The sequence below is a fragment of the Cellulomonas edaphi genome, from assembly GCF_030362815.1.
GTDB lineage: Bacteria > Actinomycetota > Actinomycetes > Actinomycetales > Cellulomonadaceae > Cellulomonas > Cellulomonas edaphi.
Map to the genome: position 1 here is coordinate 230,484 of NZ_JAUCGR010000004.1, position 14,259 is coordinate 244,742.

Sequence of the window (14,259 nt, forward strand, 5' to 3'; positions counted from 1 at the left end):
GAACGACGCGCCCCGCCGGTCGGGAACAACGCTGCTCGCGCCGGTCGCGAACCGCGATGCCAGGCGGGTCGGGCACGTCGGCGGAGGTCGTTAGGCTCGGCGCATGACTTCCCCCCTCGATGCCCCCACCGCCGTGCGTGCCGACGGTCGCGCGCCCGACGAGCTGCGCCCGGTCACGATCACCCGCCGCTTCCTCAGCGCGGGCGAGGGCAGCGTCCTCGTCGAGTTCGGCAACACCAAGGTGCTGTGCGTCGCGTCGTTCACCGAGGGCGTGCCGCGGTGGCGCAAGGGCTCGGGCGAGGGGTGGGTCACCGCGGAGTACGCGATGCTGCCGCGCGCCACCGACAGCCGCTCCGACCGCGAGTCGGTGCGCGGCAAGGTCGGCGGTCGCACGCACGAGATCTCCCGCCTGATCGGTCGCTCGCTGCGCGCGATCATCGACGTCTCGGCGCTCGGGGAGAACACGATCGTGCTCGACTGCGACGTCCTGCAGGCCGACGGCGGCACGCGCACGGCCGCAATCACCGGCGCCTACGTCGCGCTCGCCGACGCCGTCGAGTGGGCGCAGGCCAAGCGGCTCATCAAGCCGGGGCGCACGGTGCTCACCGACTCGGTGGCGGCCGTGAGCGTCGGCATCATCGACGGCACGCCCATGCTCGATCTTCCCTACGTCGAGGACGTGCGTGCGGAGACGGACATGAACGTCGTCGTCACCGGCTCGGGCACGTTCGTCGAGGTGCAGGGCACGGCCGAGCACGCGCCGTTCGCCCGCACGGAGCTCGACGCGCTGCTGGACCTGGCCGTCGCCGGCACGACGCGCCTCACCGCGCTGCAGACGGCCGCGCTGGCCGCTGCACCCGGCGACGGGTCGGCCACCCGCGCGGTGGGCGCATGAGCCCTCGCCTGGTGCTGGCCACCCACAATGCGCACAAGGTCGGCGAGCTGCGCGCCATCCTCGCGTCGGTGCTGCCCGACCTGGCGGACGGCGACGTGGTGGGCGCCCGGGACGTGGGTGCTCCCGAGCCCGTCGAGGACGGCGTGACCTTCGAGGCCAACGCCCTCATCAAGGCACGGGCGCTCGCGGCGTTCACGGGGTTGCCCGCCGTGGCGGACGACTCGGGCCTCGCGGTCGACGTGCTGGGCGGGGCGCCGGGCATCTTCTCGGCGCGCTGGGCGGGGCGGCACGGCGACGACGCGGCCAACCTGGCCCTGCTGCTCGCGCAGCTCGCGGACATCGCCCCGGAGCACCGCGGTGCCCGCTTCGTCTGCGCCGCGGCGCTCGTGACGCCGGACGGCTTCGAGCACGTGGAGACCGGCGCGCTCGTCGGCACGCTGGCCTCGACGCCCCGCGGTGCCGGTGGGTTCGGGTACGACCCCGCGCTGGTGCCGCTGGGTCACGACCGCACGTGCGCCGAGCTGAGCCCCGACGAGAAGAACGCGATCAGTCACCGCGGGCAGGCCTTCCGGGCGCTCGCGCCCGTGATCGCCCGCGTGCTGCGTGGCTGAGCCCGTCTGCGTCGTCGCGCGCGGCGTCTCCTTCGGCTACCCGGGGCGCCCGGTGCTCGACGCGCTCGACCTGGTGGTCTCGGCCGGCGAGCGGCTGGGCCTGGTGGGGGAGAACGGCGCGGGAAAGACGACGCTGCTGCGCGTGCTGGGCGGGTCCCTCGACCCGATGGCCGGCTCGGTGCACCGGGTGGGCTCGCTCGCCGTCGTCGACCAGGAGCTCGACGTCCCGGCGGGCACCACGATCGGCACCCTGGTCGAGCAGACCTCCGCGGCGACCCGGGCCGTGGCGGCGCAGCTCGAGGCGCTCATCGCCGGCTTCGACCACGAGCACGGCGACCTCGCCGACTACGGCGACGCCATGACGCGCTACGAGCAGCTCGCGGCGTGGGACGTCGACCGCCGCATCGACGAGGCCCTGACGCGGTTCGGCGCGCCCCGCGACGTGACGAGACAGCTGTCGACCCTCAGCGTCGGCGAGCGGTACCGCGCGCGGCTCGCCTGCCGGATCGCGGAGCGCTCCGACGTGCTGCTGCTCGACGAGCCGACCAACCACCTGGACGCGGCGGGCATCGACTACCTCACCGGCCGGCTGCAGCAGTGGGCCGGAGCGGTCGTCATCGTGACGCACGACCGGCGGCTGCTCGACGACGTGATGACCGCGATCCTCGACCTCGACCCGGCGATGGACGGTCGCCCCGCGCTGTACGGCGCCACGCGCTACGCGGACTACCGGTTCGCGAAGGACCGTATGCTGCTGCGCTGGCGGGCCCGGTATCGCGCCGAGCGCAAGCGGGCCGAGGTGCTCGCGCAGCGGCTGGACCGCTCGTACGAGGGGCTCTCCGACGAGTGGCGTCCGCCCAAGGGCTCGCAGACGCACCGCCGGGCCACGCGCGCGCGCGGCCACGTCAAGGCGGCCGACCGGCTGGTCGAGCAGCTCAAGGCGCAGGCCGTCGAGGTGCCGGTGCCGCCGCTGTCCCTGGTGTTCCCCGACCTGCCGTCGCTGCCGCGGCGCGCCTCCACGGGCGCCGACCCCGACCGACCGCTGGACCCGGCCGCCGACCGCGCCGCTGCGCACGCCGGCCCGCTGCTCGAGGTTCGCGCACCGCGCGTCGGTGAACGGCTCGACCTGCCCGGGCGCCGCATCGACATCGGCGCGTGCGGCCGGCTGCTCGTCGTCGGGCCGAACGGCTCGGGCAAGTCGACGCTGCTGGCCGCCATGGCGGGATCCGTGGCGCTCGACCGCGGCAGCCGGACCCTCGCGCAGGGGGTGCGCGTCGGCGTCCTGGCGCAGGAAGGTCCGGCGGAGCACGCGTCCGAGCAGCACACCACGGCGTTCGACGCGTACGGTCGGCACGCGTTGCGGCTGCTCGACTCCGGCGCGCTCGACCCCGACCAGCTGGTCCCCGTCGCCGCGCTGGGACTGCTGACCGAGGAGGACCTGGACCGGCCGCTGCGCGAGCTCTCGGTGGGCCAGCGTCGACGGTTCGACCTCGCGTGCGCGCTGCTGGCCGCGCCGCACCTGCTCATCCTCGACGAGCCCACCAACCACCTGTCCGTCGGGCTCGTGGACGAGCTCACGGCCGCGCTGCGGCTGACGTCGGCCGCCGTGGTCGTCGCGACTCACGACCGCCGCATGCGCGCCGACCTGGCCGAGTGGCCCGTGCTCGAGCTATAGCCGCCCGACGTGCGCCATCGCCTGGCGCAGCAGCACGCCCTGGCCGCCGTTCATCTCCACCTGCACCTGCTCGGCGCACGCCTCCTCGGGCGTGAGCCACGCGAGGTCGATGGCGTCGTGCTGGGGCAGGCAGTCGCCGAGGACGGGCACCACGTATGCGAGCGAGACCGCGTGCTGGCGCGGGTCGTGGTAGGACGTGACGCCCGGCGTGGGGAAGTACTCCGCCACCGTGAACGGCTGCGGCGAGGCGGGGATCTGCGGCAGGGCGACGGGGCCCAGGTCCTTCTCGATGTGCCGCACCAGCGCGTCGCGCACGCGCTCGTGGTACATCACCCGGCCGGAGATGAGCGCGCGCGACATGACACCCTCGCGCGTGACGCGCAGGAGCAGCCCGACCGCGATGACGTCCCCGGAGTCGTCGACGCGGACCGGGACGGCGTCGACGTAGACGATGGGCAGCGAACGGCGGACCTTGGCGATCTCGTCGCTGCTCAGCCACCCTTCGGGTCGCTCGGGCACGGGGAACTCGGCGGAAGCGGTCACTGCTTGTTTCTACCGCATGCCGCGCGGCCAGGCTCCGAGGGCGCGCAGCTTGGGCGCCCACGTTCGCCGCGCGCGTGGTGAGATCGGGAATAGCAGAGCGCGCCGAGGCGCTGAGATGGCCGGACAACCGACACCGGGAGGAAACATGCCCACCACCACGCTGACCGCCGAGACCATCGGCCAGACGCTGCAGGACAACGACATCGTCCTGATCGACTTCTGGGCCGACTGGTGCGGTCCGTGCAAGCGTTTCGGCCCCGTCTTCGAGGCCTCCTCGGACGAGAACACCGACATCGTGCACGCCAAGGTCGACACCGAGGCCGAGCAGGCGCTCGCCCAGGAGCTGCAGATCTTCTCGATCCCCACGCTGATGGCCTTCCGCGAGGGCATCCTCGTGTTCAACCAGGCCGGTGCGCTGCCCGCCCCGGCGCTCGCGCAGGTGGTCGAGGCCGTCAAGGGGCTCGACATGGACGACGTCCGCGCGCAGATCGCGGCGTCCGCCAAGGAGTAGCCCACACGCACCGAAGGCGGCGTCCCCTGGGGGACGCCGCCTTCGTCGTGTGCGGGAGACGGGATTTGAACCCGCACGCCCTCTCGGGCACCAGGACCTAAACCTGGCGTGGCTGCCGTTTCACCACTCCCGCGCGCGCCGAGTCTCGCAGAGACCCAGCGGGTGCGTCAGCCGATGCCCAGGTCGCGCCGCAGCTTGGCGACGTGGCCCGTGGCCCTGACGTTGTACTGGGCCAGCTCGACGGTGCCGTCGGCCGCGACCACGACGGTCGAGCGGATGACCCCCGTCACCGTCTTGCCGTACAGCTTCTTCTCGCCCCAGGCGCCCCACGCCTCGAGCACCTCGCGGGTCGGGTCGGAGGCGAGGGGGAAGGTCAGCCGCTCCGCCTCGACGAACGCCGCGAGCTTGTCCACCGCGTCGGGGGAGACGCCCACCACCGAGAACCCGGCGGCCTGCAGCGACGCCAGGGAGTCGCGGAAGTCGCACGCCTCCTTGGTGCAGCCCGGCGTCATCGCGGCGGGGTAGAAATAGACGATGACCCGCTGGCCGCGCAGGTCGGCGAGGTGCACCTGGCCGCCGTCGGCGGTGGCCAGCGTGAAGTCGGGGGCGAGGTCGCCGGGGGCAAGACGGGGCACGGGTCCTCCAGAGTTCGTGTGGCCCCACCCTACGGTCGCGGCGGGTACGGTCGAAGCGTGAGTGCACCAGACGAGAGCCCCCTGCCGATCCGCATGCTCAACGACCGCCTGCTGGTGTCGCTGGACGCCGCGGCCGGCGAGCGACGCTCGTCCGCCGGCATCGTGATCCCCGCGACGGCGGCCGTCGGCAAGCGGCTCGCGTGGGCCGACGTGGTCGCCACGGGACAGCACGTCCGGCAGGTCGAGGTGGGGGACAGGGTGCTGTTCGACCCCGACGAGCGTGCCGAGGTCGAGCTCGAGGGCGCCACCTACCTGCTCCTGCGGGAGAAGGACGTGCATGCCGTGGCGGCTCCGCGCGGCGCCGGCGCGGGCACCGGGCTGTACCTCTGAGGCGGCCGCACGTGACGCTCGTCACGAGCCCGGGATCGGATTAGCAACCTGGGCCGGAAGCCTGTAACGTTCTGCACCGCGCGCCATTAGCTCAATTGGCAGAGCAGCTGACTCTTAATCAGCGGGTTCGGGGTTCGAGTCCCTGATGGCGCACCACCGAAGGCCCTTCACCAGCGGAAACGCGGGTGGGGGGCCTTCGTCGTCCCGTTCCCGGTCCGACCGGCAACGGCGAGCGTTACCCTCCGGGAATGGCACGCGGCGGCGAGATGCAGCGCGTCGACCTCGTCGAGGGTCATGAGGTCGAGCAGCGCGCCGCGCCGGCGCCTCCGCGATCGCGTCGACGCACTCTGGCGTGGGTCGCCGCCGGTGTCGTCGTCGCTCTCGCGCTGCTGGGTGGGCAACGGTGGATGGACGCACGTCGGGAGGCGGAGCTCGCCGCGCTGGCCGAGGTGCCCGGTGTGCTCGCGCCGGTCGAACCGCCGCTCCAGGTGGTCGAGCGGCTGCGCGGTGACGACATGCGCACGCGGTTCGGGCCCAGCGGCACCGTGGAGTACGCGGCCGACGGCTCGCAGCGTTACGTCTGGACGGGCACCGGCGGGAACGGCGGGTGGACCGTCACCCTGCTCGGGCCGACGCCGGCGTTCGCGAGCGCGGAGGGCGTCTTCGACGGCACCCAGTGCCAGACGGACGGCGACCGGCCGAGCACGTACGGCGACCCGTACATGTACGGGTACAGCATGAGCTCCGCCCGTCGCGTGGTGTGCCTGGTGACCGACGGAGGGCAGCCATACACCGACGTGCCCCAGGACCGGGTGCCCGCCACGTTCGCCCGGGTGGTCGTCCTCGACGCCGAGGACGGCGCCGTGCGCGCCGAGTGGCCCGCGGATCCGGCTCAGACCGTGACGGTGCTCGGGAAGATGGTCGTGCTCGGCTGGGCGGACGGTGACGACGCCGTGGTCTCCGCCCGCGACCTGCGCACGGGCGAGACGCTCTGGACCCACCGCCTGCAGGGAACGCCGCCGCGGACCGACGAGGAGGCGGATCTGCGGTCGGTGGTGCTGTCCGCGGCCGGCGGGATGCTCCTGGTCGACTCCCTCGACGGGCAGCTCACCGTGTTCACACCCGACGGTGAGGTCTCTCATCGCTTCCCCCGCCAGGCCAGCGGCATGCCGGCCGCGCAGTGGACGGAGCTGCGCTCGGGGCAGCTCGTCCTGACGTCGGCGGACCGCGGCGGTCGCGCGACGACGACGGTCGTGTCCCCGGACGGCGGCCCTGCCGCCGATGTCACGGTAGCGGGCGCGAACATGCCCGTGACCGTCGACGACGGCAGCGTCCCGCACCTGCTCCTCACCGAGAGCGGCAAGCTCCAGGCGTGGGACGCGCTCACGGGCGAGGCGCTCTGGACGGCGAAGGACCTCTACGTGGTCGGCCAGGTGCTGGTCATGCTCGGTCGGGTGTACGTGGCGAGCACCGACGGGGTGGTCGCGTTGGACGCGGGAACGGGCGAGGCCGTGTGGTCCGTCCCGTGGGCCGAAGGAGGTCTCATCGGGACCCTCTACACGGACGCGTCGCACATCCTGGTCGCCACCGACACCCCGTCGCAGGCCGAGCCCGGGGGAGAGCTCGTGGCGCTGGACCGGGACAGCGGGGAGCAGGTGTTCCGCGCTCGGTACCCGCGCGGCGTCAGCGTGGTCTCGCAGCTGGGACGGATGCTCATGGGCGTGGTGGAGGACTCCGACGAGTTCGTGCTGATCAGGTAGCGAGCACGAGAAGCCGCCGGTCCTGATCCGCTGACGACCACATGCTGCGCCCGGCCGTCCGACGGGCGACGATGACCGTGGACCCGGCGATCGACGCCGCGTGGACAGGAGCGGACAGGAGGCAGCGATGGCCGAGCAGGAGACCACCTTCGACGTGATCGTCGTGGGGGCGGGCGCCGTCGGGGAGAACGCGGCGGACAGGGCCGGCCGCTCCGGGCTGAGCGTGGCACTCGTCGAGCACGCCCTGGTGGGCGGCGAGTGCTCCTACTGGGCGTGCATGCCGTCCAAGGCGCTGCTGCGGCCGGGCGCCGTGCTCGCGGCGGCGCACGCGGCGCCCGGAGCCGACGCCGCGGCCGCGGTCGACGTCGCGGCGGCGCTCGCGCGGCGGGACGAGGTCGCCGCGCACTGGGACGACTCGGGGCAGGTGGGCTGGGTCGACAGCGTGGGCATCACGCTGCTGCGGGGGCACGCGAGGTTCACCGGTCCGCGCGAGCTCGCGCTCAGCACCGACGGCGGTGAGCAGCGGCTGATCGCCCGGCACGCGGTGATCGTCGCGACGGGTTCCGCGCCGGTGGTGCCCGGCATCGAGGGGCTGGCCGAGGCGAGGCCGTGGACGAGCCGCGACGCGACGTCGGTGCAGCACGTCCCCGCCCGGCTCGTCGTGCTCGGTGGCGGTGTCGTCGGCGTCGAGATGGCGACGGTCTTCGCCGACTTCGGCAGCGACGTGACCCTCGTGGTGCGCGGGGACCGCCTGCTCGCCGCCGCCGAGCCGTTCGCGGGCGAAGCCGTCGCCGACGCGCTCGCGGACCTCGGGGTCACCGTGCTGTTCGGGGCCCAGGCTTCGGCGGTCACGCGCGACGACGACGGTGTCCACGTCACGCTCGGCGACCGCACGCTGCACGCCGACGAGATCTTGGTGGCGACCGGCCGCCGGCCGCGCACCGACGACCTGGGCGTCGAGACGCTCGGACTGACTCCCGGGCGCGCCATCGAGGTCGACGACACGCTCGCCGCCGCGTCGGTCGACGGGGGATGGCTCTTCGCGGTCGGCGACGTGAGCGGTCGGACGGCCACCACTCACCAGGGCAAGTACGACGCCCGTGTGGCGGGCGACGTCGTCGCCGCACGGTTCGGGCCGGACGACGCCGCGCGCGAGGCGGAGCGTGATGCGGGCCCGTGGTCGCGCTACCGGGCCACGGCCGACGAGGACAGCGTCCCGCAGGTCGTCTTCTCCCGGCCGGAGGTCGCGTGGGTGGGGCACACCGAGGCCAGTGCCCGCGAGGCGGGCATCGACGTCCGTGTGGTCCCGTACGACCTCGCCAACCTGGCGGGCGCCAGCGTCCTGTCTCCCGACTACACCGGCAAGGCCCAGCTGGCTCTCGACGACGCGCGAGGAGTGATCGTCGGCGCGACGTTCGTCGGGCCCGACGTCGCGGAGATGCTGCATGCCGCGACGGTGGCCGTCGTCGGGCAGGTTCCGCTGGCCCGGCTCTGGCACGCGGTGCCCGCGTACCCGACCCTGAGCGAGGTGTGGCTCCGCTTCGGTGAGGCCGCGGGTCTCTGACCGCTCACGGCACTCGTCGTGCAGACGACGAGGGCGGCTCCCCGGTGGGGAGCCGCCCTCGCGCTGCGGGGGTGGGTCAGCCTGCGGCCAGCGAGCCGTCGCTCGACAGCACCAGGCCGATCGCCGCGTCGCCCTTGCGGACGGCGTCACCGATCAGACCGAAGTCGTACGACTTGAACTGCGTGAAGCTCAGGCCGTACTTCTCCTCGAGCCCCGGCTGGCAGAACGGGCGGTCCGGGCACTCGGGCGGGCCGGCGAGCGTCAGGCCGCCGCCGCACGCCGTCGCCAGCTCGCTGAGCGAGGTGACCTTGTGGGCGTCGGCGAACTCCTTGGTCACGGCGAACGCGTTCTGGTCCTGCGCCGCGGACGCCTTGCCGACCACGAGCTTGCTCTGCTCGGCCAGCGGCGTGAGCGCGGCGACCGTGGCGTCCACGTCGGACGACGCGACCGAGGGGGCCTCCGCGCCGTTGATCTTGGCGTTGAGGAAGTCGGCCAGCGTCGCGGCGTACTCGGGGACCGCGACGAGCTCGCCCTTCTCCAGCGGCGGCAGGTAGGTCTCGCGGTTGCCGATCGACCGCACCGTCACGTCGAACCCGGCGCTGCGCAGGACTTCGCCGTAGATCTCCGCCAGCGTGAGGTTCTCCGAGAAGTTGGCCGCGCCCACCTCGAGCTTGCCGCTCCCGCTCTTGTCGGCCGCGGCCAGGCCCTCGGACGTCACGAACTCCTTGGCGACCTCCTTGGAGGTGCGCCGATCGATGTCGACCGCCTTGTTGAGCTGGATCAGCTTGTCGGTGTCGAGCGCCGCCGACACCGAGCTGAGCAGGTCCACGATCTCGGGGTTCTTGTCCGCGGCAGCCTTGTTGATGGCCGGGATGATGTTGTCGGCGTTCTGCAGCCCCTTGTCGTCGGTGAGGACGACGAGTTGGTCACCTGCGGCGGGCTTGCACTCCGTGCCGCCCGACGCCGAGGCGTTCGCGGTGGGTTCCTCCTCACCGCCGCCGGAGCCGGGGGTCCCGCACCCCGCGAGGGCGAGCGTCGAGGCGAGCAAAGCGGTGGTCAGCACAGTCTTGGCCGTCAGGTGGCGGACGCGCATCGTGGGCTCCTGGGGTCGGGTCGTGGTGGGGGTGCGCTCAGCTGCGCGTCGGTGCCGGCGTCTCAGGCCGACGTCGGACCATTCGAACTGCTCGAAGCCATGGCGGCAACCGGTGGGTCGGAAGGCCGTCCTTGGCGCCAACGGCGTGCGGGTCGTGTGGATTCCCGCAGGCCACGAGGGGTGAGGAGGCGTTGGGCGACGGCGAGGACGCCCTCCGCGACGAGGCACAGGCCGGCGACGAGGACGCCGCCCGCCAGAACCTGACCGTAGCGCTGCGTGCCGAAGCCGTTCACGATGATCGACCCGAGGCTCGTGCCGCCCACCAGTGCGGCGAGCGGGACGGTGGCGAGGACCTGCACGACCGCGGTGCGGACACCGGCCGCGACGAGCGGCACCGCGAGGGGGAGCTCGACCTCCCAGAGCCGGCGCCGGCTCGACATGCCCAGCCCCCGCGCCGCGTCCACGACGTCGCGGTCGACGTCCCCGAGACCCGTCACGGTGTTGGTGAGCAGCGGCGGCACCGCGAAGACGGCGCACGCGAGCACGGTCGCGGTGTTGCCGAAGAGCCCGGCCGAGGCGAAGAGCGTGAGCAGGGCGAGCGTGGGCAGGGCGCGCGTGGTGTTCGCGAGGACGACGCCCGCCGTGCCACCCCGCCGGGCGTGCCCGAGCCAGACACCTGCCGGCAGCGCCACCACCGCCGCCAGGAGCACGGCGAGGAGTGTGACGCGCAGGTGCGCGGCCGTCAGGGCCAGCACACCGTTGCTGCCCGTCCAGTTCAGCGGGTCGTTGAGCCACGCGACGGCTTCCTGCACGATATCCACGCCGCCCCCTCAGACCGAGACGTCCGCGAGCAGGCGCGCGGAGCGTGACCAGGGCATCGAGACCCGCGCCACCAGCACGATCGCGACGTCCGCGACGAGCGCGAGCAGCAGGCAGAGCAGCGTCGCGGTCATGATCTCGGCGTGGTAGTTGCTGCGGAACCCGCGGAACATGAGCTGCCCCAGGCCGCCGTACCCGACCACGACGCCGACGGTCACGAGCGCGACCGTGGTGACGGTGGCGATGCGCACGCCGGCGACGATGCTCGGCAGCGCCTGCGGCAGCTCGACCTGCGCGAGCATCCGCATCCGGCCGTACCCCATGCCGCGAGCCGCGTCCGTGACCGCGGGATCGACCCCCTGCAGCCCGGTGAGGATGTTGCGCACCAGGACGAGCAGCGCGTAGGCGACCAGGCCGATGAGCACCGTCGTGCGCCCGATGCCCGTGTACGGGGCCAGCAGCGCGAACAGCGCGAGCGACGGGATCGTGTAGAGCACGCCGGCGGTCCCGACGACGGGCGCCGCCAGCCGCGGCCGCAGGTGCGCCAGCGCGGCGAGCGGGAAGGCGATCAGGAGCGCGATCGCGACGGCCTGCACCGTGAGCGAGACGTGCTGGCTCAGCGCGTCCGCGATGTCGGCGTGGTTGCGCTCCACGTAGTCCCAGGAGAACCAGGGGTTGGGTGGTGAGTCCGCCAGCCGCATGGAGCGACCGTAGCGGGCGGCTCCGACACGCGCAGGACCTCGCCGTGCCCCGACCGGTGGAGGTCGCGGCTGTCGGAGGCGGGCGCTAGCGTCCCTCGGGTGGCAGACGAGTGGGCGATCCGTTTCGACGGCGTGAGCAAGACCTACCCCGCCGGGGGCGCGGGCACCGGTCCGGCGGCCGTGCACGACCTCGACCTCGACGTGCGCGCGCACGAGGTGCTGGTGCTCGTCGGGCCCTCGGGCTGCGGCAAGTCCACGACCCTGCGCATGGCGAACCGCCTGGTCGAGCCCAGCGCGGGCCGCATCCTGCTGGAGGGCGACGACGTCACCCGCGTCGACCCGGTGCAGCTGCGCCGCCGCATGGGCTACGTGATCCAGAACGTCGGCCTGTTCCCGCACCGGACCGTCGCGCAGAACGTCGCGACCATCCCCAAGCTGCTGGGCTGGGACCGGAAGCGCACGGGCGAGCGCGTCGAGCAGCTCCTCGAGCTCGTCGGTCTCGCGCCGGAGCGGTACGCCAAGCGGTATCCCCACGAGCTGTCCGGCGGCGAACGCCAGCGTGTCGGGGTCGCGCGTGCGCTGGCCACCGACCCGCCCGTGCTGCTCATGGACGAGCCGTTCGGCGCGGTCGACCCGGTCGGTCGCCGGCGGCTGCAGAACGAGTTCTCCCGCATCCAGCGTGAGCTCGGCACGACGGTCATGCTCGTGACGCACGACATCGACGAGGCCGTGCGCATGGCCGACCGCGTCGCGGTGCTCAGCTCGGGCGCCACCATCGAGCAGCTCGCCTCACCGCTCGAGGTGGTGGCGCGCCCCGCTTCGGCGGCGGTCGCGGGGCTCGTCGGGGGCGGGCGCACGGCGCGGCTGCTGACGCTGGGGCGGCTGGAGTGGAGCGACCTGGAGGACCTCGCGGGCGCCGACGGCGCGACACGTCCGCACGTGCAGCTGGGCGATGAGCTCAGCGCCGTCCTCGACCACCTGGTGGACCAGGACGCCGGGGGCGTGGGCGTGCCCGTCTGGGACGCTGGTCGGCCCGTGGGGCGCGTGACGGGCCAGAGCGTGCTGCGCGCCCTGCGCCGGCTCGCCGACGAGCACGCCCCGTCCACCGATCACGCCGCCGATGGGCGCGACCCCGGCGAGCGCGCATCGGGTGGCAAGACGCCGGGCGTGCACGCGAGCAGAGACTCCTCGTGACCGCAGGCCCGGTCGGTAGGCTGCGCTCGTGACCTCGACCACCGCGCGCCTCGCCCTGGCCACCTGCGCCGAGCTGCCCGACCTCGACCCGGACGACGTCCCGCTGCGCGACGCGCTCCTCGAGCGCGGTGTCGCCACCGACGTGGTCGTCTGGGACGACCCGACGGTCGACTGGGGCACGTACCAGCACGTCATCATCCGCTCCACGTGGGACTACACGGGCCGGCCCACGCAGTTCGCCGACTGGACGCACCGCGTGGAGCGCACCAGCACGCTGCTGAACCCGGCGACCGTCGTCGGCTGGAACATCGACAAGACCTACCTGCGTGACCTGGAGAAGGCCGGGCTGCCGATCGTCCCGACCATCTGGCTGGACCCGGAGCGGAACTTCGACTCCCGCGCGATCCACACGCGCTTCCCGGCGTTCGGCGACTTCGTCGTCAAGCCGACGGTCAGCGCCGGCTCGCGCGACACCGGCCGGTACCAGGCCGACGTGACGACCTCCCGGTCGCTGGCGATCATGCACGCCAAGAACCTGCTGGGTGTGGGCCGCCGCGTGATGATCCAGCGCTACCTCGGCCAGGTGGACACCGTCGGGGAGACGGGGCTGGTGTACTTCGACGGCCAGTTCAGCCACGCGGTGCGCAAGGGGGCGATCCTGGACGGCCCGTTCCGCGCCGACGACACCGAGCTGTACGCGCGGGAGGAGATGAGCCCGCGCGAGCCCAGCGATGCCGAGCTCGAGGTCGCCGACCGGGTGGTCGCCGCGCTCCCGCAGCTGGCGCCGGGCGTGGACAAGCCTTTGCTGTACGCGCGCGTCGACCTGATCCCGGACAACGACGGCAACCCGGTGGTGCTGGAGCTGGAGCTGACCGAGCCGTCGCTCTTCTTCACGCACGCGCCCGGGTCGCTCGAGCGCTTCGCCGACGCGGTCGTGGCGCGGCTCTGAGCGGACCCGAGGCCCCGCCGGGCGAGGGACGACGAAGGGCGCCGACCCGAGGATCGGCGCCCTTCGTCGTGCATGGGGTGAGTAACGGGACTTGAACCCGCGACCCCCTGGACCACAACCAGGTGCTCTACCAGCTGAGCTATACCCACCATGTCCCCGTCCGTGGACGAGGCAGGAAGAACTGTACCGGAGGGAAGCCCGTACGGAGAATCAGCCCTCCAGGGCACCCCGCACCGACGTCGCGACGACCTCGGACGCGATCTTCTTCGCGGCGGTCGAGTCGGGACCGGGCTGCTCCGGGAACAGCGCCGCACGGTAGTAGCGCAGCTCGTCGATGCTCTCCAGGATGTCCGCGAGGGCGCGGTGCCCGCCGTTCTTGGCGGGGGCGGAGAAGTAGACGCGCGGGTACCAGCGGCGCGCGAGCTCCTTGATCGACGACACGTCGACGATCCGGTAGTGCAGGTGCCCCACGAGCTCGGGCATGTCCCGGTCCAGGAACGCCTTGTCGGTGCCGACGGAGTTGCCGGCCAGCGGCGCCTTGCCCGGCTCGGGCACCCAGGTCCGCACGTAGTCGAGCACCTGCTGCTGGGCGTCGGCCAGGGTGGTGCCGGTGGCCAGCTCCGTGAGGAGGCCCGACGTGGTGTGCATGGTGCGCACGAAGTCGCCCATCTGCTCCAGCGCGTGCGGCGGCGGGGCGACGATCACGTCGACGCCCTCGCCGAGCACGCGCAGCTCGGAGTCGGTGACGACGGCGGCCACCTCGACCAGGGCGTCGGCGCCGAGGTCGAGGCCGGTCATCTCGCAGTCGATCCACACGATGCGGTCGGCGCTCTCGTGTCCGTGGGGGGCGGGCGTGGGCGTCGTCTGGCTGGTCACACGTCTCAGCCTAGGCGGTCGAGGGCGTCGGGCCTGCTCGCGC

The 14,259-nt window shown here is 73.2% G+C and carries 15 protein-coding genes and 3 tRNA genes; 10 read left to right on the forward strand and 8 right to left on the reverse strand.

The window, feature by feature from the left end:
* The first annotated feature begins 103 nt into the window (after positions 1 to 103).
* The 3 genes from rph to QRT05_RS14700 are packed head-to-tail and all read left to right on the forward strand — an operon-like array spanning position 104 to position 3,181.
* Positions 104 to 895, forward strand: coding sequence for a ribonuclease PH (gene rph / locus QRT05_RS14690; protein WP_289448088.1), 792 nt, complete (start codon positions 104 to 106; stop codon positions 893 to 895).
* Complete coding sequence (gene rdgB / locus QRT05_RS14695; RefSeq protein WP_289448089.1) at positions 892 to 1,506, forward strand: RdgB/HAM1 family non-canonical purine NTP pyrophosphatase; 615 nt, start codon at positions 892 to 894, stop codon at positions 1,504 to 1,506. The genes rph and rdgB overlap by 4 nt, the downstream gene beginning before the upstream one ends.
* Positions 1,499 to 3,181 carry an ABC-F family ATP-binding cassette domain-containing protein gene (locus tag QRT05_RS14700; RefSeq protein ID WP_289448090.1) on the forward strand — a complete coding sequence of 561 codons (1,683 nt, stop codon included), beginning with the start codon at positions 1,499 to 1,501 and terminating at the stop codon, positions 3,179 to 3,181. Before rdgB ends, QRT05_RS14700 begins: the two co-directional genes overlap by 8 nt.
* Here the strand turns inward: QRT05_RS14700 and QRT05_RS14705 are convergent.
* Positions 3,176 to 3,724: an NUDIX hydrolase family protein gene (locus QRT05_RS14705; RefSeq protein WP_289448091.1), complete on the reverse strand. Its 549-nt coding sequence runs from the start codon at positions 3,722 to 3,724 to the stop codon at positions 3,176 to 3,178. The genes QRT05_RS14700 and QRT05_RS14705 overlap by 6 nt on opposite strands.
* A 145-nt stretch (positions 3,725 to 3,869) precedes the next feature.
* Between QRT05_RS14705 and trxA the strand changes: the two genes are divergently transcribed.
* A complete protein-coding gene (trxA, locus tag QRT05_RS14710; RefSeq protein ID WP_289448092.1) occupies positions 3,870 to 4,235 on the forward strand; it encodes a thioredoxin in 366 nt (121 codons plus the stop codon).
* 50 nt (positions 4,236 to 4,285) lie between these two features.
* On the opposite strand, the gene QRT05_RS14715 is transcribed toward trxA, so the two are convergent.
* A tRNA-Leu gene (locus tag QRT05_RS14715) sits at positions 4,286 to 4,368 on the reverse strand.
* A 34-nt stretch (positions 4,369 to 4,402) separates the two neighbouring features.
* Complete coding sequence (gene bcp, locus QRT05_RS14720; RefSeq protein ID WP_289448093.1) at positions 4,403 to 4,870, reverse strand: thioredoxin-dependent thiol peroxidase; 468 nt, start codon at positions 4,868 to 4,870, stop codon at positions 4,403 to 4,405.
* A gap of 93 nt (positions 4,871 to 4,963) precedes the next feature.
* On the opposite strand from bcp, the gene QRT05_RS14725 reads away from it, so the two are divergent.
* The 4 genes from QRT05_RS14725 (at position 4,964) to QRT05_RS14740 (ending at position 8,584) form a co-directional block, all read left to right on the forward strand.
* Positions 4,964 to 5,260 carry a GroES family chaperonin gene (locus tag QRT05_RS14725; protein WP_289448252.1) on the forward strand — a complete coding sequence of 99 codons (297 nt, stop codon included), beginning with the start codon at positions 4,964 to 4,966 and terminating at the stop codon, positions 5,258 to 5,260.
* Between the two features lie 80 nt (positions 5,261 to 5,340).
* Positions 5,341 to 5,416: transfer RNA gene (locus QRT05_RS14730), tRNA-Lys, on the forward strand.
* A gap of 92 nt (positions 5,417 to 5,508) precedes the next feature.
* Positions 5,509 to 7,020, forward strand: a complete 1,512-nt coding sequence (locus QRT05_RS14735; RefSeq protein WP_289448094.1) for an outer membrane protein assembly factor BamB family protein — start codon at positions 5,509 to 5,511, stop codon at positions 7,018 to 7,020.
* 127 nt (positions 7,021 to 7,147) lie between these two features.
* Positions 7,148 to 8,584, forward strand: coding sequence for a dihydrolipoyl dehydrogenase family protein (locus tag QRT05_RS14740; protein WP_289448095.1), 1,437 nt, complete (start codon positions 7,148 to 7,150; stop codon positions 8,582 to 8,584).
* A gap of 76 nt (positions 8,585 to 8,660) precedes the next feature.
* On the opposite strand, the gene QRT05_RS14745 is transcribed toward QRT05_RS14740, so the two are convergent.
* The 3 genes from QRT05_RS14745 to QRT05_RS14755 all read right to left on the reverse strand — a co-directional run bounded on the left by QRT05_RS14745 (position 8,661) and on the right by QRT05_RS14755 (position 11,197).
* Entirely contained in the window at positions 8,661 to 9,677 is a 1,017-nt protein-coding gene (locus tag QRT05_RS14745) for a glycine betaine ABC transporter substrate-binding protein (RefSeq protein ID WP_289448096.1), read from the reverse strand.
* A gap of 62 nt (positions 9,678 to 9,739) precedes the next feature.
* The gene (locus QRT05_RS14750) at positions 9,740 to 10,498 is read right to left on the reverse strand and encodes an ABC transporter permease (protein WP_289448097.1); all 759 of its coding nucleotides are present in this window, start codon (positions 10,496 to 10,498) and stop codon (positions 9,740 to 9,742) included.
* A gap of 9 nt (positions 10,499 to 10,507) precedes the next feature.
* Positions 10,508 to 11,197, reverse strand: coding sequence for an ABC transporter permease (locus QRT05_RS14755; RefSeq protein ID WP_289448098.1), 690 nt, complete (start codon positions 11,195 to 11,197; stop codon positions 10,508 to 10,510).
* A gap of 99 nt (positions 11,198 to 11,296) precedes the next feature.
* Between QRT05_RS14755 and QRT05_RS14760 the strand changes: the two genes are divergently transcribed.
* Together QRT05_RS14760 and QRT05_RS14765 are read left to right on the forward strand one after the other, a co-directional pair.
* Entirely contained in the window at positions 11,297 to 12,391 is a 1,095-nt protein-coding gene (locus QRT05_RS14760; RefSeq protein ID WP_289448099.1) for an ABC transporter ATP-binding protein, read from the forward strand.
* 28 nt (positions 12,392 to 12,419) lie between these two features.
* Positions 12,420 to 13,340: an ATP-grasp domain-containing protein gene (locus QRT05_RS14765; protein ID WP_289448100.1), complete on the forward strand. Its 921-nt coding sequence runs from the start codon at positions 12,420 to 12,422 to the stop codon at positions 13,338 to 13,340.
* A gap of 73 nt (positions 13,341 to 13,413) precedes the next feature.
* On the opposite strand, the gene QRT05_RS14770 is transcribed toward QRT05_RS14765, so the two are convergent.
* Both QRT05_RS14770 and orn read right to left on the reverse strand, forming a co-directional pair.
* Positions 13,414 to 13,489: transfer RNA gene (locus QRT05_RS14770), tRNA-His, on the reverse strand.
* A 61-nt stretch (positions 13,490 to 13,550) separates the two neighbouring features.
* Positions 13,551 to 14,216: an oligoribonuclease gene (gene orn, locus QRT05_RS14775; protein WP_289448101.1), complete on the reverse strand. Its 666-nt coding sequence runs from the start codon at positions 14,214 to 14,216 to the stop codon at positions 13,551 to 13,553.
* Between the last annotated feature and the right edge of the window lie 43 nt (positions 14,217 to 14,259).

Excerpts from the sequence above, each read along its gene's own strand:
- rph (WP_289448088.1), top strand. The coding sequence starts at position 104 with ATGACTTCCCCCCTCGATGCCCCCACCGCCGTGCGTGCCGACGGTCGC.
- rdgB (WP_289448089.1), top strand. The coding sequence starts at position 892 with ATGAGCCCTCGCCTGGTGCTGGCCACCCACAATGCGCACAAGGTCGGC.
- trxA (WP_289448092.1), top strand. The coding sequence starts at position 3,870 with ATGCCCACCACCACGCTGACCGCCGAGACCATCGGCCAGACGCTGCAG.
- QRT05_RS14725 (WP_289448252.1), top strand. The coding sequence starts at position 4,964 with ATGCTCAACGACCGCCTGCTGGTGTCGCTGGACGCCGCGGCCGGCGAG.
- QRT05_RS14735 (WP_289448094.1), top strand. The coding sequence starts at position 5,509 with ATGGCACGCGGCGGCGAGATGCAGCGCGTCGACCTCGTCGAGGGTCAT.
- QRT05_RS14740 (WP_289448095.1), top strand. The coding sequence starts at position 7,148 with ATGGCCGAGCAGGAGACCACCTTCGACGTGATCGTCGTGGGGGCGGGC.
- QRT05_RS14745 (WP_289448096.1), bottom strand. The coding sequence starts at position 9,677 with ATGCGCGTCCGCCACCTGACGGCCAAGACTGTGCTGACCACCGCTTTG.
- QRT05_RS14755 (WP_289448098.1), bottom strand. The coding sequence starts at position 11,197 with ATGCGGCTGGCGGACTCACCACCCAACCCCTGGTTCTCCTGGGACTAC.